The 26,900-nt window shown below is 70.0% G+C and carries 18 protein-coding genes and 3 pseudogenes; 9 read left to right on the top strand and 12 right to left on the bottom strand.

Annotation, left to right across the window (positions count from 1 at the left end; all coding sequences use genetic code 11):
- Positions 1 to 222: 222 nt before the first annotated feature.
- A complete protein-coding gene (gene xylA, locus OG306_RS34575) occupies positions 223 to 1,392 on the bottom strand; it encodes a xylose isomerase (RefSeq protein ID WP_266750195.1) in 1,170 nt (389 codons plus the stop codon).
- Positions 1,393 to 1,608: 216 nt separating this feature from the next.
- Here xylA and xylB point away from each other — a divergent pair, with 216 nt between their 5' ends.
- From xylB to OG306_RS34555, 4 genes are all read left to right on the top strand, one after another.
- Entirely contained in the window at positions 1,609 to 3,090 is a 1,482-nt protein-coding gene (xylB, locus tag OG306_RS34570; RefSeq protein ID WP_266750193.1) for a xylulokinase, read from the top strand.
- Positions 3,091 to 3,141: 51 nt separating this feature from the next.
- Positions 3,142 to 4,419, top strand: a complete 1,278-nt coding sequence (locus OG306_RS34565; RefSeq protein ID WP_266750191.1) for a VWA domain-containing protein — start codon at positions 3,142 to 3,144, stop codon at positions 4,417 to 4,419.
- Entirely contained in the window at positions 4,419 to 5,276 is an 858-nt protein-coding gene (locus tag OG306_RS34560) for a hypothetical protein (protein ID WP_266750190.1), read from the top strand. Before OG306_RS34565 ends, OG306_RS34560 begins: the two co-directional genes overlap by 1 nt.
- A gap of 253 nt (positions 5,277 to 5,529) precedes the next feature.
- Complete coding sequence (locus tag OG306_RS34555; RefSeq protein ID WP_266904770.1) at positions 5,530 to 6,897, top strand: cytochrome P450; 1,368 nt, start codon at positions 5,530 to 5,532, stop codon at positions 6,895 to 6,897.
- 78 nt (positions 6,898 to 6,975) lie between these two features.
- Here OG306_RS34555 and OG306_RS34550 read toward each other — a convergent pair whose 3' ends face one another.
- The 3 genes from OG306_RS34550 to OG306_RS34540 are packed head-to-tail and all read right to left on the bottom strand — an operon-like array spanning position 6,976 to position 9,733.
- Positions 6,976 to 7,137 carry a hypothetical protein gene (locus OG306_RS34550; protein ID WP_327258518.1) on the bottom strand — a complete coding sequence of 54 codons (162 nt, stop codon included), beginning with the start codon at positions 7,135 to 7,137 and terminating at the stop codon, positions 6,976 to 6,978.
- 32 nt (positions 7,138 to 7,169) lie between these two features.
- Positions 7,170 to 8,429: a cytochrome P450 family protein gene (locus OG306_RS34545; RefSeq protein ID WP_266904772.1), complete on the bottom strand. Its 1,260-nt coding sequence runs from the start codon at positions 8,427 to 8,429 to the stop codon at positions 7,170 to 7,172.
- The gene (locus OG306_RS34540) at positions 8,426 to 9,733 is read right to left on the bottom strand and encodes a cytochrome P450 (RefSeq protein ID WP_266750184.1); all 1,308 of its coding nucleotides are present in this window, start codon (positions 9,731 to 9,733) and stop codon (positions 8,426 to 8,428) included. The genes OG306_RS34545 and OG306_RS34540 overlap by 4 nt, the downstream gene beginning before the upstream one ends.
- Before the next feature lie 205 nt (positions 9,734 to 9,938).
- Here OG306_RS34540 and OG306_RS34535 point away from each other — a divergent pair.
- Positions 9,939 to 10,304 (top strand): annotated as a pseudogene (locus OG306_RS34535) (glycoside hydrolase); the annotation flags it as partial.
- 88 nt (positions 10,305 to 10,392) lie between these two features.
- On the opposite strand, the gene OG306_RS34530 reads toward OG306_RS34535, so the two are convergent.
- From OG306_RS34530 to OG306_RS34520, 3 genes are all read right to left on the bottom strand, one after another.
- Positions 10,393 to 12,054, bottom strand: coding sequence for a PfkB family carbohydrate kinase (locus tag OG306_RS34530; protein ID WP_371666053.1), 1,662 nt, complete (start codon positions 12,052 to 12,054; stop codon positions 10,393 to 10,395).
- Entirely contained in the window at positions 12,029 to 13,558 is a 1,530-nt protein-coding gene (locus OG306_RS34525) for a PfkB family carbohydrate kinase (protein WP_371666052.1), read from the bottom strand. The genes OG306_RS34530 and OG306_RS34525 overlap by 26 nt, the downstream gene beginning before the upstream one ends.
- Before the next feature lie 347 nt (positions 13,559 to 13,905).
- Positions 13,906 to 16,095 (bottom strand): hypothetical protein, encoded by a 2,190-nt coding sequence (locus tag OG306_RS34520; protein WP_266750180.1) that lies wholly within the window; start codon positions 16,093 to 16,095, stop codon positions 13,906 to 13,908.
- Between the two features lie 12 nt (positions 16,096 to 16,107).
- On the opposite strand from OG306_RS34520, the pseudogene OG306_RS34515 reads away from it, so the two are divergent.
- Positions 16,108 to 16,353, top strand: a pseudogene (locus tag OG306_RS34515) (hypothetical protein); the annotation flags it as partial.
- 163 nt (positions 16,354 to 16,516) lie between these two features.
- Here the strand turns inward: OG306_RS34515 and OG306_RS34510 are convergent.
- The 5 genes and pseudogenes from OG306_RS34510 to OG306_RS34490 form a co-directional block, all read right to left on the bottom strand.
- A complete protein-coding gene (locus OG306_RS34510; protein WP_266750179.1) occupies positions 16,517 to 17,578 on the bottom strand; it encodes an alpha/beta hydrolase in 1,062 nt (353 codons plus the stop codon).
- A 24-nt stretch (positions 17,579 to 17,602) separates the two neighbouring features.
- Positions 17,603 to 18,862 (bottom strand): esterase/lipase family protein, encoded by a 1,260-nt coding sequence (locus tag OG306_RS34505; RefSeq protein WP_266750177.1) that lies wholly within the window; start codon positions 18,860 to 18,862, stop codon positions 17,603 to 17,605.
- Between the two features lie 468 nt (positions 18,863 to 19,330).
- Positions 19,331 to 20,128 (bottom strand): annotated as a pseudogene (locus OG306_RS34500) (PP2C family protein-serine/threonine phosphatase); the annotation flags it as partial.
- Positions 20,129 to 20,254: 126 nt separating this feature from the next.
- Positions 20,255 to 22,408, bottom strand: a complete 2,154-nt coding sequence (locus OG306_RS34495; protein WP_266750175.1) for an alpha-galactosidase — start codon at positions 22,406 to 22,408, stop codon at positions 20,255 to 20,257.
- 43 nt (positions 22,409 to 22,451) lie between these two features.
- On the bottom strand, positions 22,452 to 23,672 hold the full coding sequence (locus tag OG306_RS34490) for an ROK family protein (protein WP_266750173.1): 1,221 nt from the start codon (positions 23,670 to 23,672) through the stop codon (positions 22,452 to 22,454).
- A 113-nt stretch (positions 23,673 to 23,785) separates the two neighbouring features.
- On the opposite strand from OG306_RS34490, the gene OG306_RS34485 reads away from it, so the two are divergent.
- From OG306_RS34485 to OG306_RS34475, 3 genes are all read left to right on the top strand, one after another.
- Positions 23,786 to 25,069, top strand: coding sequence for an ABC transporter substrate-binding protein (locus tag OG306_RS34485; RefSeq protein ID WP_266750172.1), 1,284 nt, complete (start codon positions 23,786 to 23,788; stop codon positions 25,067 to 25,069).
- A 185-nt stretch (positions 25,070 to 25,254) separates the two neighbouring features.
- Positions 25,255 to 26,064, top strand: a complete 810-nt coding sequence (locus tag OG306_RS34480) for a carbohydrate ABC transporter permease (protein ID WP_371666291.1) — start codon at positions 25,255 to 25,257, stop codon at positions 26,062 to 26,064.
- Entirely contained in the window at positions 26,061 to 26,888 is an 828-nt protein-coding gene (locus OG306_RS34475; RefSeq protein WP_266750168.1) for a carbohydrate ABC transporter permease, read from the top strand. Before OG306_RS34480 ends, OG306_RS34475 begins: the two co-directional genes overlap by 4 nt.
- The last annotated feature ends 12 nt before the right edge of the window (positions 26,889 to 26,900 follow it).

The following is a 26,900-nucleotide window of genomic DNA, read 5'->3' as shown; positions in this document are numbered from 1 at the left end:
GCGGGCGGCCAGGCAGCCTGCTCGTCCACGCGAACGCGGGCGGCCGGGCGGCCTGCTCACCCACACGCACGCGGGCGGCCGGGCGGCCTGCTCACCCACACGCACGCGGGCGGCCGGGCGGACAGGCAGCCCGCTGAACCACGCGACCGGGTGCGGGCCGGACGCCCGGTCCGATCCGGTGTCCGGCCCGCGCCCTTGGCCTTGCGTCGCTGCGGGCCGGGGTCAGCGGACCCCGAGCAGGTGGTCCATCGCCAGCTGGTCCAGGACCTCGAACGCCATTCCTCGTTCCGCCGCCGCGTTCACGTCGAACTCCTCGAACGCCGACCGGTCGGCCAGCAGTCCGGCCACGCCGTCCTCGGCGGTCGGGCGGGCCAGCTCGTCGAGCCGGGACGTGCGCAGTGCCTCCTGTACTGCGGGGTCGGCGCGGAAGGCGGCGGCGCGCTCCTTGAGGATCAGGTAGTTGCGCATGCAGCCCGCGGCCGAGGCCCAGACACCGTCGTAGTCCTCGGTGCGCGGCGGCTTGAAGTCGAAGTGCCGCGGCCCCGCGTAACCGGCCGTCTCCAGCAGGTCGACGAGCCAGAACGCCTGGCGCAGGTCACCCGCGCCGAAGCGCAGGTCCTGGTCGTACTTGATGCCGGACTGGCCGTTCAAGTCGATGTGGAAGAGCTTGCCCGCCCAGAGCGCCTGCGCGATGCCGTGCGGGAAGTTGAGCCCGGCCATCTGCTCGTGCCCCGTCTCGGGGTTGACGCCGACCAGTTCCGGACGTTCGAGGCGCTCGATGAAGGCGAGGGCGTGACCGATGGTCGGCAGCAGGATGTCACCGCGCGGCTCGTTCGGCTTGGGCTCGATGGCGAACTTCAGGTCGTACCCCTGCTCCGTGACGTAGTCGCCCAGCAGGTCGAAGGCTTCCTTCATGCGGTCGAGGGCGACCCGGATGTCCTTCGCGGCGCCGGACTCGGAGCCCTCGCGACCGCCCCAGGCCACATAGGTGGTGGCGCCGAGCTCGACGGCGAGGTCGATGTTGCGCAGGGTCTTGCGCAGGGCGTAGCGGCGTACGTCCCGGTCGTTGGCGGTGAACGCGCCGTCCTTGAACACCGGGTGGGTGAAGAGGTTCGTCGTCGCCATGGGGACGACGAGTCCGGCCGCGTCCAGCGCCTGCCGGAACCGCTTCACGATCCCTTCGCGCTCGGTGTCCGTCGAGCCGAACGGGATCAGGTCGTCGTCATGGAATGTCACACCGTACGCACCGAGCTCCGCGAGCTGCCGCACGGAGTCGACAGGGTCGATCGCGGTCCGGGTCGCGTCGCCGAAGGGGTCGCGCCCCTGCCAGCCCACCGTCCACAGTCCGAAGGTGAACTTGTCCTCGGGGGTGGGTGTGAAGCGTTCCGTCATCGTCTGGCCGCCTTCAGTGCTGTGGGGTTCCATGACCGGTCGAGGTGGCCGAACCCTATTTGTTTACTGTCATGACTAATCATGCATGCGCGCACCCCGGACACGTAACCCCTCGTCGGCGGAAATTGGCGACGCTCACTGGTCCCGGCAGGTGTGATCGCGTAATTTGTTTACCGTACGATCAAATCGATGTGGTGCACAGGAATGAGGTCACCCATGCCGCCGCGTACCGTGGTCATCGGGGTGGACAGCTCCACCCAGTCCACCAAAGCCGCCTTCGTCGACACCGCGACCGGCCGGCTGCTGGCCGTCGGCCGCGCACCGCATGTCGTCACCGGTGAGGCGGGCGCCCGCGAGAGCGACCCGGAGGTGTGGTGGCGGGCGCTGCGCGACGCCGTCGCCGCCGGGCTGAAGGAGTCCGGCGTCGCCGCCTCCGCGGTGGCCGGAATCGCGGTCGCCGGGCAGCAGCACGGGCTGGTCGTCCTCGACCGGGCGGGGCGTCCGCTGCGCCCGGCGATGCTGTGGAACGACACCCGCTCCGCGCCGCAGGCCGCCGCCCTCACCGGGGCACTGGGCGGGGCCACGGCCTGGACCGCGCGGACCGGGTCGGTGCCGGTGGCCGCCATCACCGCGTCGAAGTGGCAGTGGCTGCGGCAGCACGAACCGGATAACACCGCCGCGGCCACTGCCGTCCGCCTCCCCCACGACTTCCTGACCGAACGCCTCGCCGGCGCCGCCGTGACCGACCCCGGTGACGCCTCGGGCACCGGCTGGTACTCCACGGCGACCGGTGCGTACGACCCCGAGCTGCTCGAACTCATCGGCCTGGACGCCGCGTTGCTGCCCGAGGTGGCCGAGACCGGGGCGACGCGCATCGGCGGGCTCACCGACGAGGCGGCCGACGCGCTCGGCCTGCCCGCCGCGATCGCCGTGGCAGCGGGAACCGGGGACAACATGAGCGCCGCCGTCGGCCTCGGGCTGGGCGGCGCCGGACTGCTGGACCACCCCGTGCTCAGCCTCGGCACCTCGGGAACGGTCTTCGCCGCGTCCCGGACCCGGCCTGCGTCGACGGCACTGTCCGGCTTCGCCGCGGCGGACGGTACGTACCTCCCGCTGGCCTGCACCCTCAACTGCACACTCGCCGTGGACAAGGTCGCCGCGCTGCTCGGCCTGGACCGCGACGACGCGGCCCCCGGCGGCGAGGCGGTGCTCCTCCCCTACCTCGACGGCGAACGCACCCCCGATCTCCCGCACGCCTCCGGCTTCCTCACCGGGCTCCGGCACGACACCACCCCGCAGCAACTCCTGGGCGCAGCCTATGAAGGCGCGGTCGTCACCGTGCTGCGCGCGCTCGACGAGCTCCTGTCGGCCTGCGGACTCGACCCGGCCGATCCCGAGGTGGCCGCCCGGCCGCTGCGCCTGGTCGGCGGCGGCGCCCAGGGGCGCACCTGGGTGGAGACGGTACGACGGCTCTCCGGCCGGCCGGTGATCGTGCCCGGCGGCGGCGAACTGGTGGCCCTGGGCGCGGCCGCGCTGGCCGCCGCGGCGGCGACGGGCGGGGATCCGGTCGAGATCGCCACCGGGTGGAGGACCGAGGAGGATGTCCAACTGCCCGCCGTCGAAAGGGACTCGGCCACCTGGGAGCGGGTCGGCTCGGTGCTGGAGCGGGCCGCGGGCCCCTTGTCGGGCGGTGCCTGACCTCCCCGCACCGGTTTGGGGAAGCGAAGCGATCTTCACTAGTATCCGGCGATGATCATAAGAAGAAGGCTGACGGTCGGGGTGGGCATTCTGCTCGCCACCCTGACCGCCGGGCTCGGTTCGGCACTCCCCGCCGCAGCCGATGAACCCCCCGCCAAAGCCTCCCCCAAGGTCGAGCTCGTGCTCGACGTCAGTGGTTCCATGCGAACCCGCGACATCGACGGCCAGTCCCGGATGGCCGCGGCGAAGCAGGCGTTCAACGAGGTCCTGGACGCGGTGCCCGAGCAGGTGGAGCTCGGCATCCGGACGCTCGGCGCCGATTACCCGGGCGACGACCGGAAGGTCGGCTGCAAGGACACCAAGCAGCTCTACCCGGTCGGCCCGCTGGACCGCACCGAGGCGAAGACCGCCGTCGCCACCCTGGCGCCCACCGGCTGGACCCCGATCGGCCCGGCCCTGCTGGGCGCCGCCGACGACCTCGAAGGCGGCGACTCCACCCGCCGGATCGTGCTCATCAGCGACGGCGAGGACACCTGCGGCCCGCTGGATCCGTGCGAGGTGGCACGTGACATTGCGGCCCGCGGTATCCATCTCGTCATCGACACGCTGGGTCTGGTGCCGAACGCGAAGATCCGCGAGCAGCTGACCTGCATCGCCGAGGCCACCGGCGGCACCTACACCGCCGTCCAGCACGCCGATGAACTCTCCGGCCGGGTCAAGCAGTTGGTCGACCGGGCCGCCGAGCCCGTCGTCACGCCCGTGGCGACCGAGGGCGCGGACCGCTGCTCCACAGCTCCCCAGCTCAAGCCGGGCCTGTACACCGACCGCGAGAAGTTCGGCGAGCACCGCTGGTACCGGGTGGACGTGCTGCCCGGCCAGGAGCTGCGCGCCTCCGTCAGTGTCTTTGCCGACCGTGCCGTGAACAACGACTACGGGGTGCTGCTGCGAGCGGTGACCGTGCACGGCCGGGAAATCGTCCGGGGCTCGGAGTCGGGCACCGGCCGCACCGACGCGATCTCCTCCGGCCTGCGCTACCCGAAGGCCGAGCAGGACGGCACGGACAACGGCGACAAGCCCGCCGCCGAGACCGTATGCCTCCAGGTGAGCAACTCCTTCTCGGCCCCCGCCTCGGTGAAGACCACGCCGGGCATGCCCGTCGAGCTGACCGTGGACCTCGTGGACGCCCCGGACGACGCGGCCGATGTTGCCGCGTTCGGTCTCGGCCGCGGCTGGTGGCTGCTCGGCGTACTGGTTCTCACCGGACTGGTCGCGGGACTGCTGACCGGCTGGATCTCGCGCTGGCGCATCGCCGTCTGGAGGACCAACTGATGACGCGTACGAGACGTGTACTCGCGGGTGCACTGCTGACCGGTCTCGCCCTGCTGACCTCGGCGGGTGCCGCCTCGGCGGACGACCCGTCGGCGAGCCCGAGCCCGAACGCCTCCGACGGCGCGTCCGGCCCCACCGAGGCCGGCACCACCTTCCGTACGGCGACGGCGATCCAGCAGAACCAGCGCGCCACCGCCGGAGCGTCCACGGGTGACTACCTGTACTGGGTGTTCCCCGCCGACGCGGGCCAACGCACCACCGTCAAGGCACAGATCACGCTGCCGGAGAGCGCCACCCGGCACGGCGCGTCGACCTGGCAGGTCGATGTGTACGACGGGCTGCGGCGCCGACAGGCCTGCATGTACGGCCGCCAGACGGGGAAGGCGACCGCCGACGCGTCGGCGGTCGAGCTGACCTGCGTGCTGAGGACCGTCCGCGCCTGGTCCGAGCCGTGGGCCAACGACCCGCTGCCGGGCAGCTATTACGTACGTCTCACGGTCGTCGACCTGCCCTCGGCGGACCTCGGTCTGCCGGTACGGACCGAGGTCGAAGTCACGTCGGTCGACAAGGGCGGCTCCTCGGACGTCGACGGCATGCTCGCCCAGCCGCTGGTCCCCGGCGCGTCCTCGGTCGAGCAGGCCTCGGACGCCTCGGACGCCCCAGCAACGAGTGACGACACGGCGCCGGCCAAGGTGGCGCTCGGCAGCGAGCCCGAGGACGGCTGGGCATCGGGCTGGTGGACCGACCGCTGGCTGTGGACGGTCGGCGGCGGAGTCCTGGGGGCACTCGCGGCCGTCTTCGGCTACTCCCTCACGCGCGGCACCGGCCGCCCCTCCCGGGTCCCGCCCGGCGTCTGACCCGCACACCGCGGGGCAGGTTCCGAACCACGGCCCACCGCATCGGTGCGCAGCGACCTGACGTCAGCTGTATCGCATGCCGTGGCAGGTGTCATCGGCCTTGTGCGGTACGTGAGTTGTCGAGGGTAGCGGCTGTCGCGCCGTAAGGCGCACGGCACCGCCGGACGGGTCCGGAACCCGCCCGGCGGTGCGATGGGCCGTGGTCCGGAACCCGTCCGGCGATGTGGTGCGCCACAAGGGAGCGGAGACTTTCATGTCCACGGAGACCGGCGCGGCCGTAGACGCCGAGCCGCGCGGCCACAGGATCGTGCCCGGCCCGAAGGGGCTGCCGTTCCTCGGGAACATGCGCCAGTTAGCGAAGAACCCCCTCGCCTTCTTCGAGCGGCTGCGCGCACACGGCGACATGGTCGGCTGGCGATTCGGTCCTCACTCATGCGTGTACATAGCCGATCCGGAGTGCATAGGCGAGCTGCTCACCGAGACGGAACGCACCTTCGACCAGCCGGCGCTCGGCATCGCGTTCCGCACGGTGATGGGCAATGGCGTGGTGGTCGCCCGGGGCGCGGACTGGCGTCGGAAGCGGTCGCTGGTGCAGCCATCCGTGCGCCCCAAGCAGGTCCGGTCGTACGCGGCGACGATGGCGGGCAGTGCGGTGGAGCTGGCGGACACCTGGTCCGGCGGCGAACGCATCGACATCAAGCGGGAGATGGCGGCGCTGACGCAGCGGATCGCGGTCCGTACGATCTTCGGCGTCGACACCCCCGCCGACGCGGATGCGATGGGCCGGGCCATGGATGTGGCGCAGCAGGAGATCGGTAAGGAGTTCGCCGGAATCGGCGCGCTGCTGCCGGACCGGGTGCCGACACCGGGCCGGGCCAGGATCAGGAAGGCCGCCGCGGTCATCGACGCCGAGGTGGGCCGGGTCGTCGCCCGTCACCGCGACGGCGGGGACGATCGTCCCGACCTGCTGAGCCGGCTGCTGACCGCGGTCGACGAGACGGGCGCACACCTCACGGACCAGGAGATCCGCGACGAGACCGTCACGTTGTACATCGGCGGGCACGAGACGACGAGCTCCACTCTGGTGTGGGCCTGGTATCTGCTGTCCCGCAATCCGCGGGTGCGCGCCGCGCTGACCGAGGAACTGGTCGAGGTACTCGGTGACCGGGAGCCGGAGTTCGAGGACTATGCCCGGCTGACGTACACCCAGTCGGTGGTCAAGGAGACCCTGCGTCTCTACCCGACGATCTGGCTGGTCACCGGCGTCGCCAAGGAGGGGGCGCGGATCGGCGGTGTCCCGATACCGCAGGGCACGAGGGTGTGGACCAGTCAGTGGGCGACGCACCGTGACGAACGGTGGTTTCCGGAGCCGGCGGAGTTCCGCCCCGAGCGCTGGGATCCCGAGGAGGGCGACGACATCGAGGAGTACGCCTGGTTCCCGTTCGGCGGCGGTCCCCGGGTCTGCCTCGGCACCCGGTTCGCGATGGTCGAGGCGGTGCTGATCCTGGCCGTGCTGGCACGCCGGTTCGAACTGGACGTGGATCCGGGCACCGTGAACCCCGTACCGACACTGACGCTGCAACCGGACCGCGAGGTGATGGCGACGGTCCGGGCGCGGTAGCGGTGGCCGGGGCGCTGGGCGGACGGGCGGGGCGGGCGACCGTCCGCCCCGAAGAGGCCTGGGGAGCCCGCGGTGCTCTCAGCCCACGGCGGCGACGGCACCGGTGTTGATGACGGTCTGCCCGATGTGCAGCAGGTCGCCGTCGCGCTCGGCCGTGAGACCGCTGTGGGTGACGTCGGTGTACGACAGTCCGTGGAAGGAGGCGAAGGGCCGGCCTCCGCCACCCCAGCACCGGGCCACCGCCGCAGGGGTGGCGGCGGCCCGGCCGGCAGTCAGCCGTGCAGCAGAACCGGGAAGCACTCCAAGTCGTTCTGTGTCATCACCGGCAGTTTACGGAGCTCCTTGTCCGGCACGGCGAGCAACAGCCGGGGAAAGCGCCCGAACAGTGCGGGAAGGGCGATGCCCGCCTCCACGCGCGACAGTGCGGCCCCGGGGCAGATGTGCGGGCCGTGCCCGAAGGTCATGTGCCGGATCGGGGCCGGCCGGGTGATGTCGAAGGCATCGGCGTCCGGTCCGTGCTGCTCGACGTCACGGCCGATGACCCGGTAGGAGATGACCACGCCCTCCCCCTTGGCGATCACCTCGTCGCCGACCTTGATGTCCTCGGTGGCGAACCGCATCAGAAGATGGGTGGTGGGAGTGTCCCAGCGCAGCGTCTCCTCGATCACTGTCTCCCACGAGATCTCGCCGTCGAGGACCTTGCGCAGCTGATCGGGGTGGGCGAGCAGGGCCCGTACCGCGTTGAGGATCAGCCCGATGGTGGTCTCGTGCCCGGCCGCAACCATCGCCTTGAGATTGCCGACCACCTCTTCTTCGGTGAGCGGGTCCCCGCCTTCCTCGGCGAGGATGAGCGCACTGGTGAGATCGTCCTTCGGCCGTGCCGTCCTCTCACGGACGAGCGCGGCGTAGAAGACGTCCAACTCGGCCAGCAGCGCCATCCGTTCGTCGTGTGGGGTGAGCATCGAGAAGAAGGCCTTGTACCTCTTCGTCAGCATGGCGTGCTCGGCTTCGTCCACGCCCATCAGCATGCCGACCACGCGCATCGGCAGCGGCTGCGCGAACACGGACTTGAGGTCGACCACACCGTCCTTGCCCTGCTCGGCCAGAGCGTCCAGCAGCTCCTCGGTGAACCTCTCGATGTCCGGCCGTATCGCTTCGAGCCGACGTGGCGTGAGGGCCTGGGAGGTCTTCGTGCGCAGCCGCCGGTGCTCCGCGCCGTCCACGGTGAACATCGAACGCCCGGCGTCGATCATGCCGATCAGCGGCCAGGCATGCGTCACCGCTCCGCTCTGCCAGAGACCCCAGGCGTCGAGGTCCTTCACCAGACGGGTGTCGACGAGCAGCTGGCGGGCTTCGGCGTGCCGGGTGACGGTCCAGGCCGGTACGCCGAGCAGCTCGATCCTGGCGAGCGGTCCGGCGTCGCGCAGCCGCGCCGTCTCACCGTCCAGGTCCTGCACCATGGGGTCGATGACGACGGTCCCGCCGGCCCAGGCGGAATCGGCCTGCTGGGCAGCGGCGTGAGGGCAGTTCAAGAGACATCTCCTGTCGTACGTACGGGGGTGAACAGGACCGGCAGTGATTCCATCCCCCGCAGGAAGGCGGACTGCCGCCGCACAAGCGTCTCCTCGGGAACCGCCAGGGCGAGATCGGGCAGCCGGTCCAGGAGCACCTCGATTCCGGTACGGGCGGTGATCTCGGCGATTTCCTGAGCGGGGAACGGGCAGCGGTACTCCCCGTGGCTGAAAGCAAGGTGCGCACTGTTGCCGCGCTGGCCGGAGGGGTGGCCGGTGGAGAGATGCTGCCGCACATGCGGATCGGAGTTGGCCGCTCCCAGGCCGAGAAGCAGCATGTCTCCGGCCTTGATGTCCCGGCCGGCGAGCCGGGTGTCCCGGGCCGCCCAGCGGCCGGCGAGGATCGGGGTCGGACTCTCCTCCCAGAGAACCTCGTTCATCGCCTCGCCGATGCTGTGCCGGCCGCCGAAGAGGGAGTCGGCGAACTGGTCGTCGGTGAGCATCAGCCGCAGGGAGTTGCTGATCCAGTCGGCTGTGGGCAGATGCCCGGCAGCCGTGACGGCCATGAGGTCGAGCACGTACTCCTCATCGGTGAAAGGCTCGTGATGGGCCATCATTCGCGTGGTCACGTCGTTCCCGGGCGCCGCCCGCTTGGCCGCCACCAGCCGCTGCATGTGCTCCCCGAACCGCGCATGCGCGCTCTGCGCCCCGGGACCGCCGTCGGCCAGCTCCTTCAGCACCCGGGCGATGTCCGCGCCTTCCGCGTCCGGGAAGCCGATGAGCCTGGCGAGGACCAGCACGGGCAGTGGCTCGGCGAACTCGGCGACCAGTTCGGCGCTTCCGCGTGTGCAGAGGTCATCGATGAGCCGGTCGGCCAACTCCTCGCAGTGGCGCCGGATTTCGAACGGATCCGCACCCTCCAGGGCCGGCACCACCATCTCGGCGTGGCGGCGGTGCTCGGCGCCCGCGGTGAAGTAGATCGACGGCATGGGTCGCCCGACCATCGGGAGCAGCGGCCAGTCCTCGGGAATGTGCTCCCATTGGTTCCACAGCCCGACGTCCCGGGGGAACAACTGGCCGTCGCTGGTGACCTGGTGGAGTTCCCGGTAGCCAATGACCAGCCAGGCCGGAAACCCTCCGGGCAGTTCGACGGGCACCACGGGTCCGTGGTCGCGCCGCATGGTGCGGTAGAGGACCTGGGGGTCGGTGTGGAACTCGGGACCGCTGAGCGGCACTGCGGCCGGGCCGTGCCCCATGGCGCAGTCCCCGCCGGGAGTTGCGTCGGGCTCGGGCGGCGCAGGCACGGCGGAAGAGGGGGGCGTCATCGAACTGACTCCTGTGGCGGCGGTTTGGTGTTACGGACCCACGGTCAACGCGGGACCACTATAGGGATGTCCCGTGAAGCTTTAGCTGCCAATCACGACCACAGCTGCCACTTTTATGACAACAAGAGCCGGACAGTGGCGCATGTTTGATCACAAGAGGGGGTGAACTCCCCTGGCCATTCTTCTTCGGTGGGGGCGAGCAGAAGGCAGTTCCTCCCACCGTGAAAAGACGGTGTACGTCGCCAAAACACCAACTGGAACGAGGGCGGCTACAACAACTCCCAGCCCTGCTACCTCTCCAGTGCGGACTACGGCGTCTACCGCAACACCTTCGCGCCCGACGCCTGCAACTTCGGTTCCCCGGTCCGGACCCGGCCAGCAGGAGCGGCGCCCCGACGCGTACTACTTCATCGACGACGCGAAGAAGGTGATCGGCAAGTACACCACGCTGGTCGGCAAGCCGTTCATGCCGCCGGTGTACGGCCTCGAACCCGGCGACGCCGACTGCTGTCTGCACAACGCCAACCGGGGCGGACGTCACACCCTGGACGCCCTGAAGGTCGCCACCGGTACGCAAACTGCATGGCCCGCTTCGGCCATATTCCGCCTCGCCCGGCCGTATTCCCTCTGTCCCACTGAAACCTGAGACCGTTCGGACGTCAGGGGCGCGAGAATCCGGAGCGGCGCAGGGCCTGGTCCAGTGACCAGAATGCCTTGTCGATGGCGTGGCGGGGAAAGGTCGCGGTACGTGCGTCGGCGGTTTCGGGAAGGGTGGCGCAGCCGTCTTCGGCCAGAACGAGGACGCGATCGAATCCGTGGCGCCCCTGGAAAAGACCGATCTCATGAATGACGTTCTGCCGAGCAACTCGGTGGCCTTCATCGGTGGTGTCCTCGGCGGTGAGCACACAGATCGCGAAGGTGCAGCGCTGCAGGTAGTCCTGAAGGGCCTCGGTCACCGGACGGCTGCCCCAGGAGTTGGACTCGAAGGAGTAGACGGGCAGGCCGAAGCGCTGCTCCACGAAAGCCTTGACCGCTAGCCAGTCAGGATTGCGGCCGTGGGCGATGAAGACACCCTCCGGTGCTGCCGTGGATTGCCGCGCATGGTCGAGAGACCGAATGAAGTCCTTGGTGACCTGCGCAAGTTGGGCGTGGCCGTGACTGCCGACGTAGCGGAGCTTGTGCCTGGCCAGCGTCATGCCCAGCAGACAGCCGAGCTCGGTCTGGAGCCGTTCACCCGTCATCACGGCGAGCAGGCCGGCGGCGAAGACGTCACCGGCTCCGGTGTCGTCCTCGATCTGATCGTCCGTCAGTACGAGCTGGGGGTAGAAATCGCCGAGACTCTTACTTCCGTCGCGCTGCCACGCATGAATGCCGGAGCGGCGCTTGACGACAAGCTGAGCCCGGTCGTTGGCGAGCAGGTCCAGCACCCGGGCTGCGTTCTGCTCGTCGAGATCGCCGGCAGGTGCGGATGGGGCCCGACCGTCCGAATCGGCGGTACCGGGAGGCCCCGAGGGGTCGATGGCGCGGTGCGCGCCTCCGAGTTCCTGGAACTCGCGGTGGTTGAGGAGCAGATAGTCCGCCAGGGCGATGATGCCACCTACGGCCCCTGAGGCCTTCTGACTCCACACGTGACCGGGGTCGACGCAGATGAGCGTGGCCGGGTTGGCGCGCTTCACCTCGGCAAGCAGGGCGAGCAGCCGGCCCGGAGTGTCGGGATCGAAGAAGCTGGTGACGTGAACGACATGGGTATCTGCCAAATACGCCACCAGCTCATCGAAGTGGCGTGCCAGGTAGTCGCCCATGCCCGTGTTCGCGCCCGGGTGGGTCAGCAGCGTCCGTTCGCCGTCCTCGGTGAAGGAGAAACAGACGCCGCACAGCCGGTCCGGATTCTGGAAGACGTACCGGCTGTCGATTGCGTCGGCGCTCAGCTGCTGCGCCGCCGTGAGTCCCGGACCCGGTACGCGCCCTGCGACACCGATGTATCCCAGACGCAGGTCGAGTTGGAGCCCGGCGAGCGTATGGAGCGCATTGTAGGCTGAGCCACCGAGTGACGTCTGCAGTACCTCGGCATCGGCGGCTTCGAGGGCGGCGTACACGGTCTGCTCGTCCACCGCGGCCTCGGTGCCCCATTCCGGCACCGCCTGTCCCGGCTCCAGAAGGTCCCCGATGCGGGTGCTGAGACGCTGACGGTCGCCGCGGGGGCGATGGTCGGCGGGGATGATGTAGTCGAGGTTGAGGGCGCCGATGCCGACCACGTCCCGGGCGAAGCCGGTGCGCGGGGCCTGACGGTGCGAGTCACTGCTCACCTGGTCTTCTCCCATGCAGAAACCCTTCCCTCTCCAGCATGCGCTCCAACTCCCAGAAGACGGACTCGATTCGTCCGGAAGGAGAGTCCAGCCGGATCAGGCCGGCGATGTTCGAGGGTGCCTCACACCCCTCCTCGGCCAGAATCGCGACCCGGCCGAATCCGTAAAAACCCTGGAAGATTCCCACCTGATGGACGACGGTCTCCCCGGCGCGGCGCGACCCGCCTGCCATGGTGCGGGTGGCCCCCAGTACGCATACGGCGAACCCGCAGCTCGCGAGTTGCGCCTCCGTCACGGGGCCGCGTCTGCGGGGACGGGTCTTCCCCGGTTCTGCCGCGGAAGGAGCGGACAGATCTATCCCGCGTACGGGGAGATCCAGGTCCTCGGTCAGGAACCTGTCCAACTTCGTCCATCCGCTCTCGCCCTCATGGGCGACCAGCACCGCACTCGGGCGGCTTCCGGGCCCGGTCAGGTCTTCCGGGGCCTGGACCAGGGACGCCTCCGCGGGCGCGCTGGCCGCGGCTTCCCGCCCGGTGCGGCGTCTCACGACTCCGAGGCCGAGCCTGGCCCCCAGTTCCACCTGAAGGGGTCGGGAGACGCGGGCTGCCAGCACAGACGCCGAGAACACATCACCGGCTCCGGTCGCGTCCTCCACGCTGATCTCGCGGAGCGGACGGCGCAGCTGGAAGCGGCGTGCCTGTACCCCGGTGGCCGATGCCCGGAAAACATCCACCGCGTCGTAGCGCTTGGTCACGAACACGGTGGCAGTCGGGACGATCCGTTCCACAAGCCGGGCGGCCAGAACCTCGTCCGACTCCCCCACGGTGTAGTCGGCGAGTGCCTTGAACTCACGGTGATTGACGAAGATGAGGTCCGACAGGGCAAGGATGCCCTCAATGGCGCGGGTGGGGTGCTTGGCCCAGTCGAAGCCCGGGTCGAAGCTCACCAACAGAGCGGGATTGCGTTCTTTCGCGTCGCGCAGGACATCCAAGAGAAGCGGTGGCGTCTCCTCGTCCAGAAACGAGGTGACGTGCACGATGCGGGCAGCCGAAAGGTAGGCGGCGATCGCGTCGGCCCGGGAGCGCAGATGGTCGGCCATCGCAAAGTTCGCTCCAGGGTGTGTGAGCAGGACTCGTTCCACATCGTCCAGGTAGGACAGACAGACACCGCAAAGAAGATCAGGGCGACGGGTGACCATGGTGCGGTCGATGCCGAGCCGGTCCATCTGCCCCAGAAAGGACAGACCAGGTGTCTCGATCCGGCCCACCACACCTATATATCCCAGCCGCACGTCGAGACGCAGCTGCGCGAGCGTGAAGATGGTCAGCCATGCGGAGCCGCCGAGCGAGGCATCGAGCGAGGCCCCTCCGAGGCGCTCGATGGCCTTGGTGACGGACGCCTGGTCCACCGGCCCCTCGGTGTTCCATTCGAAGCGGGCCACCGATTCCTGCACCTGTTCCGCCATGAGCTGCGACAACCGGGACGCGGAGGCGATGTAGTCCACGTTCAGCGCCCCCACGCCGACAACCTCAACTGTTCTCGGTTCCCTCACTGCAACCCCCGATGCGGTGATGCTGCGACATGGCGCACACCCAACTCACCTATACCCGAAGTAACTTGAGGATTACCGCTTGAGCAAGGCGACTGCCGGACGACCTCCGAAGACCGATTACCCGAACAGGACGGTCCCGCGAGCGGGCGGGACACCCTGCCCTTCCGCTGCCCGCCTCCGCGAGACTTCTCCGAGACCGTCGGCCCGGTGCCAGGTGCATCGACAAGCCCCTCGCACGATGTCCGCCGGCGCGTTCGGCGGCTTCGCCGAGGGCGGCGTCACCCGGACCGCTGCGGCCCCGACCGCGTGCGGCGTCACCGCCGCCGCTTGCCGCCCCTGCCCTTGCCGCCGGCGCCCGGCCGGCGCCGCTGATGGCTGCGGCCGAGACGCACGACCGGCTGCCGCCGGGCCTGCTCGGCGACCGTCCTCAGGTCTGCCAGGCCTGCCCGGTCGGGGTGCCCGGATCCGAGAGCGGCCTCAAGAGCCTTATGGACAGAGAGTTCCTGGCCTCCCAGGATTGTGAGGAAGCCTTCGGGACCCGCCGTCTCGAGGAGCTGGAGCAGACTCTCGGCGACCATGAGGAGGCTCTCGGGCTCGGTGAGGTCCTCGGCACCGAGGACCTCCCGGCGTACCAGGACACTCAGGACGGTGGGGGCGAGGAGCGGGTCGCCGCGCAGGCCGCGCAGCATGGCCTCGCCATCCGGGTACGCCTCGACGAGAGCGTCGAGCATGGCTTCGGCGCGGGTGCGGAACGGGCAGGTGCGCACCGCGTCGGTCAGCTTCTCCAGCGCCTCGGCAGGGCCCTCCTGGGCGGCGGTCCAGGCAGCGAGTTCGGTGCGGGCGGCGTCCGGGTCGTAGTGCTCGGCAATGACACCGAGGAGACCGGCGGCGGGGGCGTGGGCGAGTTCACCGATGAGCGGGGCATCGCGCCCCTCGGCCAGCAGCCGACGGCGTACGGAGTCGTGGCCGAGGGCGGTGAGACGGATCAACTCGACGGGTCCGCCGACCAGTTCCGCCCGCTGTTCCTCACGCCTGACCTCGGCCTCCTCGCTCTCCCCCTGTCCACCGGCGACGGCACCGAAGAGCTCGGCGAGCTCCGGCGGCATCCCGGCGGGCGGCAGCGCGTGCTCCTCGAGCGGTATGTCGAGGAAGACCGGGTCGGCCATGCCCTCGTGCCGCTTGATCGCGCCCAGGTCCTCCAGCACGTCCAGTACGGTGCGCAGATCACGGTCCGCATGTCCGAGTTCCATCTTCCAGGCGTAGTGCCCGGTCAGGTCGTACTCGGCGCGGTAGGCCAGGTGCAGCGAGTCGCGCAGCCGGGGCCAGGGCATGGCGTGCGGTAGGCCGTAGAGGGTGTTGAGAACATCCGGCACGATGTCCTGGAAGCTGTCGAAGAGCATTGACTCGACGTGTCGGCTGCCGCGGGTACCCAGGAGTGGTCCGCGCAGCTCGGAGAAGGTCTCGAAGGCACGCCGCCACAGCGCGAGCGGGTCCTTCAGCAGGGGCTGCGCCTTGGCGACCGCGTAGAGCCGCCCCTTGACCACCCGTACCAGCCGGGCCTTCTTCGCCCACTCGACCGCAAGCCCCAGCCGCGGCAGCTGCGTGGAGGAGCGCACCGTTTCCGCCGCGTCGCCTGTCCCCAGCTGGGCGACGAGGGCCCGCGCGTCTGCCATCCGCAGGTTGCCTGTCGCGGTGAGCACGCGCCCCTCATGGCCCGCCCAGTCGGCGATTCCTCGCAGCCACCGCAGCGCGCGGGACGTCTCGGCGCGCGCACGCAGCTCCTTCTCCGCGGGCAGCAGGACCGGCAGCTGCGGTTCGGCGCGTGTCACGGCTGCCGGGCCGCGCGTCAGGTGGTTGCGCATCACCTCGTCCAGTACGTCCTGGTCGTACGTCACCTCGCCTCGCTGAGCCCGCTCCACGAAGCGCTGAAGCGCCGCCGGATCGTGGATGTCGACACCCTGCTCGGCTGCGGTGGTCGTCCAGAACTTCGCCATTCCCCATCGGTTGCGGTCAGCCATGGCGGGGGCGTGCCGCGGTGCGAGGGTCTCGATCGCAGCCAGGTTGTCGGCCAGCGAGGCCCCGCGCGGGTCGCTGAGGCCCATCGCGTCGAGGTAGCGCAGCAGGGCTGCGAGCGCGCCGGGCACATCCGCCAACTCCTCGCCGGGCAGCACGGTGATCGTGCGCGGCATCCAGTCCAGCAGATACGCCTCGATGTGCCGGGGCTCCCACAGCCCCAGTCGCCCGTCGCGGGTACCTCGATGGCGATAATCGAGCGCCGTCTCGACGACGAACGGGTCCACGCTCTCGCCCCGCTCGCGGGCCCACTGCCCCATGCGGTGGATCAGCAGCGAACGCGCTGCCTCGTATTCTTCGGTCTCCTCGGGCGCGAAGAACATCCGCATCACACCGGCCCTGCCTGTTCTGTCGTACGGCCGCGGTCGCAGAGCGTGCCGGCGGCCTTCGGGCCCGGTGGAGATCGCGGTTCCACGGGACCGGGCGATCACTATTGAACCGTAATCGGTCCACCGGCGACAGCAGCGGCGGACGCGCTCGTCCTGTCCCATCCCGAGCAGTACGAACGGTTGCGCATCGCCTGTTCCTGGACGGCACCTACCGCCGTACTCGCCGGGGACCCCTGCTTCGACCGGATACTCGCCGCCCGGCCCTGTCGCGAGCGCTTCCGCCGTGCACCGGGTGTGCGGACCGGTCAGCAACTGATCCTGCTCAATTCGACCTGGAATTCCGAGTCGCTCTTCGGTGACGCCGCTCCCACTGCCCGATCACGAGGCCGGGACAACCACCGTCCCCCTGCACGTCCTGTCGCGGGTCCTCGGACAGGGTGAGGTTGCGGTCAGTCGCCGGCCGGGGCCGCGGGCGTCGGTGGGTTCGGTCGACGACGGGGAGCGTCAACCACGGCCTGTGGCTTCACCGGCCCGCGGTGAGGGTGTCGAGGAGGGCCGCGGTGAACTCCTTGGGTTTGTCGATGTGGACGGCGTGGCCGGCGTCCGGGATGGCGGTTTCGCGGACGGGGCCGCCCGCGGCGGCGTAGTGATCGAGTGCGTGACGGGTCTGGGCGACCATGGGCTGGGCGGGGCAGTGCGCGGCGCCGGGCCAGCCGGGGACGGCGCCGAGTGCACCGAGGTGGGCGAGGTCGAAGAGCGAGGTGTCGGAGACGATGACGTCGTCGGTGCCGCGGATCCAGCCGATGGGCGGTTTGGGCTCGATCCGGTGCAGGTCGTCGATACGGAAGTGGGTGGGGGCCATGGCGTTGAGGACACCTCGGGGGCCGGGTGCGGTGCCGGGCCAGTGGTCGCTGGGGCGGGTGTCGCCGGGGTAGTGCTCTTCTCCCGTGCGGGTGGAGAGCATCGCGTCGACGAAGGCGTCCTCAAGCGCGGGGCGGAGCGGCGGTTTGACGTAGCTGGAGGCGAGGACGGCGCGGGGGGAGAGTGGTGAGTCCTCGCTGTGGTCGCCGTCTTTGAGGCGCTGGACGAATTCGGGGTTGACGGTGCCTGCGCCGGAGCCGGCACCGTCGGGGTGGTTGAGCAGGCCGTCGGGGCCATGGGTGCCGCCGAAGCCGTAGGGGGAGACGGGGTTGACGAGGGTGAGGCTGCGGACGGCGGCGGGGTGATCGCGGAGGTGTTGGAGGGCGATGCCGCCGCCCATGCTCCAGCCGACGAGGTGGACGCGGTCGAGGGCGAGGGTGTCGCAAAGGGCGGTGAGGTCGTCGCTGTAGTCCCGGACGCCGCGGGTGGCGTCGACGGGGAGGGAGTCGGTGTCGCCGAAACCGCGGAGGTCGACGGCGAGGGGGCGGTAGGCGTGGGGCAGGTCGAGCATGGCCTGCTGCCAGAAGGTGGCGGCGGAGACGTTGCCGTGGACGAAGAGGACGGGTTCGCCGGTCCGGTCTGGGAGTTCGAGGAGGTTGAGGGTGAGCCGGGGGGTGGTGATCCGTCGAGCGTGGATGCCGGGGAGGAGTGCGGGCGAGGTCATGGTCCGTCCTTGGGAGTGGCAGGGTCAGCCGAGCCAGGCGGCGATCTGGGCGCTGGCGGAGGAGTGCCAGCCGAGTTGGAGGTGGTTGGCGGTGGTGATGAGGGCGGTGTCGGCAACGTTGGCGATGCCGGTGCGGTCGAGGGCACTGTCGACGAAGACCACGCCGTCGCTGGGGCCGCGGTTCTCGTTGTAGATGCCGAGGACGCTGGGGGATCCTCCGGCGAGGAGGTAGGTGGCGACGGAGCCGGGGATGCCTGCCTTGTGGAGGGGGGTGATCAGGGAGCCGGCGTCGATGGCGGTCTGGATGCCGCTGCCGGAGGTGTAGAAGCCCTGGCCACCGTGGTAGGTGGTGTACCAGTCCTGTTGGGTCATGTCGATGCCGTAGGTGGCGTCCCAGCGGGCGAGCATCTGGCGTTGTCCGGGATAGACGTCATAGCCGTTGGTGGGGGCGAAGGCGAATTCCGGGTGGGCGGTGTAGGTGCCGTAGCAGGTCATGTAGAGGTGGGGCGAGGGGGCGTTGACGCTGCCGCCGCACTGGGGCCAGATGCTGAAGTCGTGGGCCCAGCCGTGGGCGTAGGGGTAGTCGTAGCCGCCGTTGGGGCCGCCGAGGGTGAGGAGGCGGCGTACGTCTCCGGCGTAGGGGCGTCCCCAGGTGGGGCGCAGTGAGGAGACGTAGGCTCGGGTGGATATCTCCCCCTTGCTCCAGCCGACGAGGTCCACCTGGCTGACGCCGAGCCGGTCCTTGATGGCGGCGATGGCGTCGCCGACCTGCTGGGCCTGCATCAGGTTGTCGCCCTGCTTGTGGGCGAAGTTGACGGCGAAGACGCGGTAGCCGCGGGCGGCGAGGTACTGCATGAGTCCGGTGCTGGGGCAGGACAGGGCCCCGCAGCCGTAGCCACCGGCTTCGCCGGGGTTGGCCCAGGCGCGGTCGGCGTTGTCGTTGGCGCCGTGGACGAGGAGGACGGGGGTCTGGTGACTGCCGCTGTTCCAGCCGGGGGCGGAGTAGAGGAGGAAGCGGCCGGAATAGGGCTGCTTGACGCCGCCGAAGAAGGTGCGCCGCTGACCGTCCTGGTCGCCACGGCCGTCCGAGGGGTACTGCTCGGCATGGAAGCCGCTGGTGGTGTCGAGGTAGCGGTCGACGCGGTCCCAGCCGTTGGCGACGGTGGTGTAGGTGGCTTCGAGGGTGAGGTAGCCGGGTGGGGCGGCGTGGGCCGCTGTGGTGGCTGCTCCGAGGCTCAGCAGTGTGAGGAGCATGCCGAGCAAGGTGCTCGTTGCTCTGCGCATCGCGGCTCTCCCGTCCGGGGGGGTGGGCTCGGTGGTTCGAGTCCGCCACGGTAGAGCGGCGCGGGGAACCTTCCCATGGGGTGAACAGCTATAGGTACGGGGCGGAGGGGTGTGTCGTGCCGCCATGTGCCGGGGCTCGAAACTCGGGTCTCGAAACCCGGGTGTCGAGACCGAGTTACCGCACCGCCCTCCTCACTCTTTCGTGGGTACGCACCAGGGTCTTCGGCCGAGTCCTGAGCTTCGGGATCCGGGCGCCGGGACACGAGCGAGGAGACCCGGGCGCCGGGATCCGAGCGCCTTCTTTAACCAGCGGGTCATAGGGGGGTGGGAAACCCCCCTGACCTCCCCGACCCGTAACGGCGAGCAAGTACGGCTAATCGTGGCCGGCTTGCGACGCGTCGTCGCACCTGCTTACGGTGCCGACACAACAAAACGACCCCGACGCGGTATTACAAGCACCATGCCGCTCAGGAGTTCGAGGCCGGTGTCGATGTCGCGGTCGCGGTTTCCGATGAGCCCGTCGGTGTACAAGACCAGCCGGGAGCCCTCGGGCAGGTTCAGTTCGGCGGTCTCGATCGGCAGGCCGGCGCCCAGGCCAAGGGGCGGGGAGACGGGCACGTCGGGGAAGGTGACGGTGCCATTGGTGAGCACAAGGGCGGGTCCGGGGTGGCCGGCCCGGGCGATGCTGCAACGGCCGGAGTCCGGGTCGTAGATCGCAAGCAGGCAGGTGGCGCCGGTGATGCCTTCGCTCTCGCCCTCGGCGGCCTCGTTCTGGTCGATGTGGGCGACCAACTCGTCCAGCTGGCCCAGGAGTTCGCCAGTGGACAGGTCGAGGGCACAGAAATTGTGGACGACGGTGCGCAGGCGGCCCATGGTGACAGCCGCATGCAGGCCGTGCCCGACGACATCGCCGACGACCAGGGCGACGCGGGCGCCGGGCAGGGGGATGACGTCGAACCAGTCCCCGCCCACCCCGGCCTGAGCGGGCAGGTAGCGGTGAGCCACGTCCAGGGCCGACTGCTCGGGCAGGCTGTGGGGCAGCAGGCTGCGCTGCAGGGCGACCGCCATGGTGTGCTCGCGGGTGTAGCGGCGGGCGTTGTCGATCGCGACCGCCGCTCGGGCGGCCAACTCCTCGGCGAAGGACAGATCCTCCTCCGCGAAGGGATCCTTCTCCGAGCGCCAGAAGTCGACCATCCCCAGCACCACGTCGCGGGCCTGCAACGGTACAGCGATCAGCGAGTGGATACCGAAGTCCAGGACGCGCTGCGGCCGCCACCGTGCCGATCATCCTGGAGGTGCCGGCCGAGTCCATCGGCGACATCAAGCGCCTCGCCTTCGAGCCCGACTTCGACGAACTCGTGCTCAAGCTGCGCGACGAGGCCATCCGCCGGATCAGACGGCGCGCAGGTGGACCAGCGCCGCGCTCTGAGATGCCCGCGCGGGACCTGGCAGCCCCAGTGCTCCCAGCGCCGCACCGGAGGCCTGGACGCCCGTGACCTCCCAGGTGACCGACGGGTCGGCCGGCGTGACGAGCGAGGCGCGGTAGGTCCGGTCCGGGTCGAGTCCAGGGATGCGGAGCCGAGGCGGCACGGGCACGATCTCATCGAGCTGGGCATAGGAGAAGAGCGCCTCCGACCGGTCCCGGGCGACCACTCCATGCGCGAGCAGACCGTCGGGCAGTGCGACACGCGTCAGCCGCCCCGTGTGCAGGAGCGCGCGGTGCCGCTTGTAAAGGCCGATCCAGGACGCGAGACGGTCCAGCTCGTGGGCCGGCACCTTCGTGAGGTCCCACTGGATGCCGAACTGGCCGAAGAAGGCCGTGGCCGCGCGGAGGTCCAGGACGCTGGTCCGGCCGGTCTGGTGGGAGACCGGTGCGGTGACGTGAGCGCCGAGGTACTCCAGCGGGGCGAGCTGGGCGCTCCAGTGCTGGATCGGCTGGCGGGACAGCGGATCGGTGACGTCGGAGGCCCAGGTGCTCTGGACCCGCTCGAGCACGTCCAGGTCGATCCTGCCGCCTCCCGAGGCGCAGCTCTCCCACGAGATGCCGGGATGGCGGCGGGCCAGCTCATCGAGGAGCTCGCGGAAGGCGAGGGTCTGCCGCCGTGAAGCGGGCCGGCCGGTGCCGCGCGAGTCACCGCCGTCGACCTGGTCGCGGTTGTGGTCCCACTTGACGAAGTCGATCCGGTGCGCCGCCACCAGACGGCCGAAGGCGTCGAGCAGGTGGGTCCGCACGTCCTCCCGGCCGAGATCGAGCAGGTAGCAGTTGCGTTCCAGCACGGGCGACCGGTCGCCCGTGCGCAGAATCCAGTCGGGATGGTCGCGGTGGACCGCGGAGTTGGGGTTGACGGCCTCCGGCTCCCACCAGAGCCCGAACTCCATCCCCTTCTCGTGCACCCGGTCCACCAGTGGTGCCAGCCCGTGCGGCCACACCGCCGGGTCCGGGGTCCAGTCGCCCAGGCCGTCGTCGAGGGAGGTGCGGCCCGCGAACCACCCGTCGTCGAGCACGAAACGCTCGGCACCCAGTTCGGCCGAGATGTCGACCAGCGCGGTCAGCGTGTCGAGGTCGTGGTCGAGGTAGACCGCCTCCCACGGGTTGAACATGACGGGTGCGGGCCGGGACGGATGGGCCGCGAGCGACCGGACGTACTGGTGGGTCGCGTCCGCCAGTCCGTCGAGGCCGCGCGCGGACGCGGCCACGTGCACCCAGGGCATCGCGTACGTCTCACCCTCGGCGAGGACCATCTCGCCCGGGTGCAGCAACTCGCCGGCCCGGACGACGGCGGTGCCGGAGCTGAGCTGCTCGACTGCGTACCGGTGGTTGCCACTCCAGGCGAGGTGGACACCGAGCACCTCACCCTGGCCGTATCCGAAGCCGGGGCTACCGACCACGACCAGGCCGGTGCCGTCGAGGACGCGCATGCCACGGCGGTGCTCCCGGACCCACTGCCCGTCCGCGAGGGCACGGCGCTGGGGCTGCCGCTCGCGGGCCCATCGCCCGGTGAAGTCGAGGATCTCGCCCGCGCCGGTCGGAACGGGGACGACCACGTCGAGCGCGTCGACCACGTAGGGACCGGCGCCGACGTTGGTCAACAGGTGCCGGAGGCGGAGCCCTCCGCCCGGGACGGCTTCGGCCTCGAAGCACAGTTCGAGTCCCGCTGCCCCGTCGGTGGCCCGGACCACGAGTGAGCCGTCGTCACACCGCACCGATCCGGGGCCGAACGCGGTGGACCAGTCGCTCCCGGGGCCTTCGGGGCCGACCCGGTGGCCGAGCAGCGCGGGCCGTCCGAGGTAGCCGCGCGCGTGCTCCGGGAGCACGCTGACCTGTGAGCCGATCAGCCAGGAGTTCCAGGCCGTGGTCTCGACCGAGGCCGGGATCGTCAGGGATCTCACGTCCGTCGCCGCCAGGGAAGGCCCCACCCACCCGATGTCGGGCAAGCCGTCCGCCCTCGGCAGCAGGACCATCGTCGTGGTCTCGGTGCCGCCGAGTCCGGAGAGGGACACGGGGGCGGTGGGCACGGGCACGGCAACGCGTCCGGGCTCGATCATTCGGTGACTCCTTGGTGCGGTGAGAGGGGGCGTGGGGGGTGGATCAGGCCTGCACTGCGAGCAGGCGCTCCTTGAGATCGTCGAGCGCCAGCCGGGCGGCGCCGAGGGCGACGGACTCGTCGCCGAGCAGGGACACGCGGAATCCCGTCCGGTTGAGGGAGGTCGCGGCCAGGTGCCGCTCGAAGGGACCGGCGAGCACGTCCCCCGCGCGGGACAGGCCGCCGCCGAGCACGACGAGATCGGGGTCGACGGCGTGGACCAGGACGGAGGCGCCCAGGGCGAGGGCCTCGGCGACGCGGTCGACGGTCCGCACCGCAGTGCGGTCGCCGTTCGCGGCCGCTTCGAAGAGCGCCCGGACGTTGCCGCTGGTGGACTCCTCGGCGGCCGAGCCCGCAAGCTTGCGGCTCTCGCGGTCGAGCTGCGCCATCGCCTCGGCCCACCCCAGGATTTTCATCGAACCGACGGACGCCGCCAGGCCGTGCCGCCCGTTGTGGATCTGCCCGTTGATGACGATCGCGGCCCCGAGGCGGCGGCCGGCGTGCATGTAGACGAGGTCGCGTGCCCCGGCGCCGCCCCGCCACTGCTCGGCCACCGCCGCGAGGTGGATGTCGTTGGAGACCAGCACGTCGCGCTTGAAGCGTTCCGACACCTCCGACACGACGTCGATCCGGTCGAAACCCGGGAGTGAGTAGACGTCCAGGTCCTGGCCCGCGGGAACGGTGCGGATGTCCATGACCTCCGAGTCGTTGGCCCCCACACCGGTGATGCCGCAGGCCACCGAGCGGACGTGTTCCCCGTTCGTCCCGGTCTGCCGGAGGGTCGCCTCGGCCAGTCGCGCCGCCGCCCCGATGCGCCCGGCCGGCCCGATGCGGGAGTCGACGCTGCGTCTGCGCACCGCCAGGACGTTTCCGCGCAGGTCGCAGACGACCACAGCCACCTTGTGGGCGCCGATGTCGACGCCGACGACGGCGAAGTTCTCGGCCACGACCTCGTAGCGCCGGGCCGGCCGTCCCGCGGACCGCTCGCCGTTCGGACGGTCGAGCGCCTCACGGACGAAGCCCTCGTCCAGCAGCGTCGCCACCAGGTCCTCGGCGGTGGGGCGGGAGACTCCGACGATCGAACGCACGTCGCTGACCGTCAGTGACGCGGCGTCGAGGAAGGCCCGCACCGTGGCCGAGAGATTGAGCCTGCGCAGGAGGTGGGCATCGCCCGCACGGCCTGCGGGTGCCGTGCTGCCCCGGGTTTCACCGATGTCTTGACTCACGGCGGCACGGTATCTAAATTGACGCCGCAACAGCAATATTGCCAAGAAACTTACTTATCTAAATTCTGGCCGAGCGACATCCCCCGGTGGGTTCGACCAGCAAGGAGGGCCTCATGAGCAAGCGGGCCAACTGGGGTGCGGTAGCGGTGTCGTTGGGCCTGGTCGCGCTGACCGGCTGTGCCGTCGGCGGCGGGAACGGAGGTGGGAGCGGTTCGGGCGATGACGTGACGTTGAGCCTGCTCACCTTCGAGACCCCCAACCTCACTGCCTCCTACTGGGACGACATCATCGCCCGGACCAGTGCCAAGGTGCCGGGGGTGAAGATCAAGAAACTCGTCGCGCCGAGCGCCGAACAGCGCAACGAGTACACGCGCCAGCTCGACTCGACCGGCGCACTGCCCGACATCATGGTCGCGATCGACCCCGCCGGACTGGCGGAGGGCGGCAAGCTCGCCCAGTTCAGCGAGAAGGAAGTGGCGGACTGGACCAGCCCGACCGCGAACAGCTTCAACGGCAAGATCTACCAGCTTCCCACCAACTCGCAGACGTGGCAGATCTACTACCGCAAGGCGGCCTTCGAGAAGGCGGGCATCACCACTCCTCCGAAAAAGTGGGACGACCTGCTCGCCGCGGTCGACAAGCTGAAGGCGGCGCAGATCAAGCCGTTCGTCATCGGCGGCGGTGCACCGGACGGCCTCGGCCCGCGCTGGACCTTCGCCCAGCTGGTGGCCGACGAGGTCTACGCCAAGGACCCGAAGTGGCTCGACAAGCTGACCGCGGGGAAGACCGACTTCAGCGACCCGCTGTTCGTCAACGCGGCGACCAAGATGAAGGCACTGGCGGGCAAGGAGAACGTCGACAACCTGTCGGCCACCTACGCACAGGCGCAGGAAGCCTTCCTCAAGGGCAAGGGCGCCATGTACCCGATGGGCTCGTGGTTCCCGGCGTCCCCGGACAAGGCGCAGCAGAAGGAGTTCGGCGCCTTCCCCATGCCCACGCAGGACGGCTCGCTCGTCCTGCCCGTGTACACCGGCGGTGGACTGTCGGTGAGCGCCAAGTCCCCTGACGTCGCGAAGGCCAAGCAGTGGGCCATCGAGTTCTCGAAGCTGAACGCCGACGGCGGGGCGCGGTACGACGGCCTGTTCGTCGCGCTCAAGGGCTACAAGCCGCCGGCCGGCCTGCCGCCGCTGTACAACACCACCCTCGATCTCTACGAGAAGGCCCAGGCCGGTGGAACCGTGACGCCGAGCTTCGGAAACGAGAGCGGTGTCCCGGCCCTGCCGTCGGGCTTCATACCCAAGGTCGACGCGGCACTGAACGATCTCCTCAACGGCCGTGCGGACGTGGACAAGTTCGTCGCGACGCTGAACACGAAGTTCAAGGAGCTCGCGAAGTGACGCGCCCCTCGCGCGCCCGGACGGGGACCGACGCCGCCGGAGGGAAGTCGCGGTCCGACCGGCCGCCGGCCACTTCGGCCCCGTCCGGGCGCGTGGGTGGGCCGCACCAGCGCCGCACCTGGACGTGGTCGTCGGTGGGAGCCGGCGCCGTCTTCGTCATGCCGACCCTCGCGATCTTCACCGCGATGGTCCTGGCGCCCATCCTGTGGACCCTCTACACCGGGTTGACCGATGAGCGCGCCACGCGCTCGGAGACCTCGTTCGTAGGCCTGGACAACTACGGATTCCTCCTCGGGAACGAGGAGTTCCGGCACTCCCTGTGGAACACCGTGGTGATCACGGTGATCGTGGTGCTGCTGACGAACCTGCTCGGTCTCGCGATCGCCCTGCTGCTGCGCCGGCCGGGACGGCTCTACAGCCTGCTCCGCAGCGTCTACTTCACACCGGTGATCCTCTCCGCTGTGGTGGTGTCGGTGATCGGGCGTTCGATCCTGGCGGATGACGGCCTGCTGAACAGCGCGCTCGTCTCACTGGGGGTCGAGCACCCGCCGGGCTGGCTCACGGATCCGTCGTACGCGATCTACTCCGTCTCCGGGATCATGGTCTGGCAGCTGCTCGGCTTCGCCGTCGTGGTCTACCTCGCCGGGCTCGCGGGGATCCCCGCCGAGCTCGACGAGGCGGCGAGCCTCGACGGCGCCGGCCCCTGGCAGCAGTTCCGCGCGATCACCTGGCCGCTGCTCGCGCCCGCGCTGACGATCAACACCGTGATGCTGATGATCAGCTCGTTCAAGGTCTACGACCAGATCGCCGTGCTCACCAACGGCGGCCCCGGCACCGACGGCACGGCCACCGTGGCCTTCGCGGTGATCCGCACCGCCTTCTCCGAGCAACGTCCGGGAGTGGCGTCCGCGATGGCCGGGATCATGCTCGTCGTCGTCTCGGTCGCGAGCGTGACCGTGCTCAGGCTCCTGCAACGACGAGAGGTGAATCTGTGAACTCCCGAATGCCGTGGATGCGGCCGCTGTTGGCCACCGGCGTGGCGGCCGTCTTCTGCATGCCGCTCTACGTGGCGCTGGTCAACGTCTTCAAGCCCAGCTCCGAGGTCGTGACCTCGCCGTTGGCGCTCCCGGTTCCGCCGACCCTCGACAACCTCGAACACGTACTGAGCCGGCCGGACGGGCTGTTCTGGTACGGCCTCGTCAACTCCGTCACCCTGACCGCGGCGTCGATCCTCATCACCACCGTGCTGGCCGCGATGTCCGCGTACCATCTCGTGCGGTCGGGCCGCTGGTGGAGCCGTGCCGTCCTCGGCGTCATGCTGTCCGGCCTGATGATCCCGCCCGCGGTGATCATGCTTCCGATCACGCGGATCCTCGACGCCATCGGCCTGTTGCACTCGATGCCGGGAGCCGTGCTGGTCGACGTCGGGTACTACCTGCCGTTCGCCGTGTTCGTCTTCATGGGCTTCATCCGCTCGATCCCGCGCGAACTCGAAGAGGCCGCGGCGGTCGACGGCGCCGGCCGTTTCCGGATCTTCTGGCAGGTCGTCTTCCCGCTGCTGCGGCCCGCGTCGGCCAGCGTGCTGATCTTCCTCGGGGTATGGGTCTGGAACGACTTCCTGACCCCACTGCTCGTCCTGGGCCCCGGAGCCGGCAACACCGTGACGGTCGGGATCTTCCGCTCCATCGGCCCCTACCAGCAGGACTTCGGGGCGGTGTTCGCCTTCATGCTGTTGGCCACACTGCCCGTCCTGGCCTTCTATCTCGCCTTCCAGAAGCAGTTCGTCCGTGGTCTGACAGGGGGTGCCACGAAGGGATGACCGGCACGAGCG

Source organism: Streptomyces sp. NBC_01241 (genome assembly GCF_041435435.1).
GTDB lineage: Bacteria > Actinomycetota > Actinomycetes > Streptomycetales > Streptomycetaceae > Streptomyces.
Note: the sequence above shows the minus strand (reverse complement) of the source record. Positions and strands in the feature narration are given on the sequence as shown.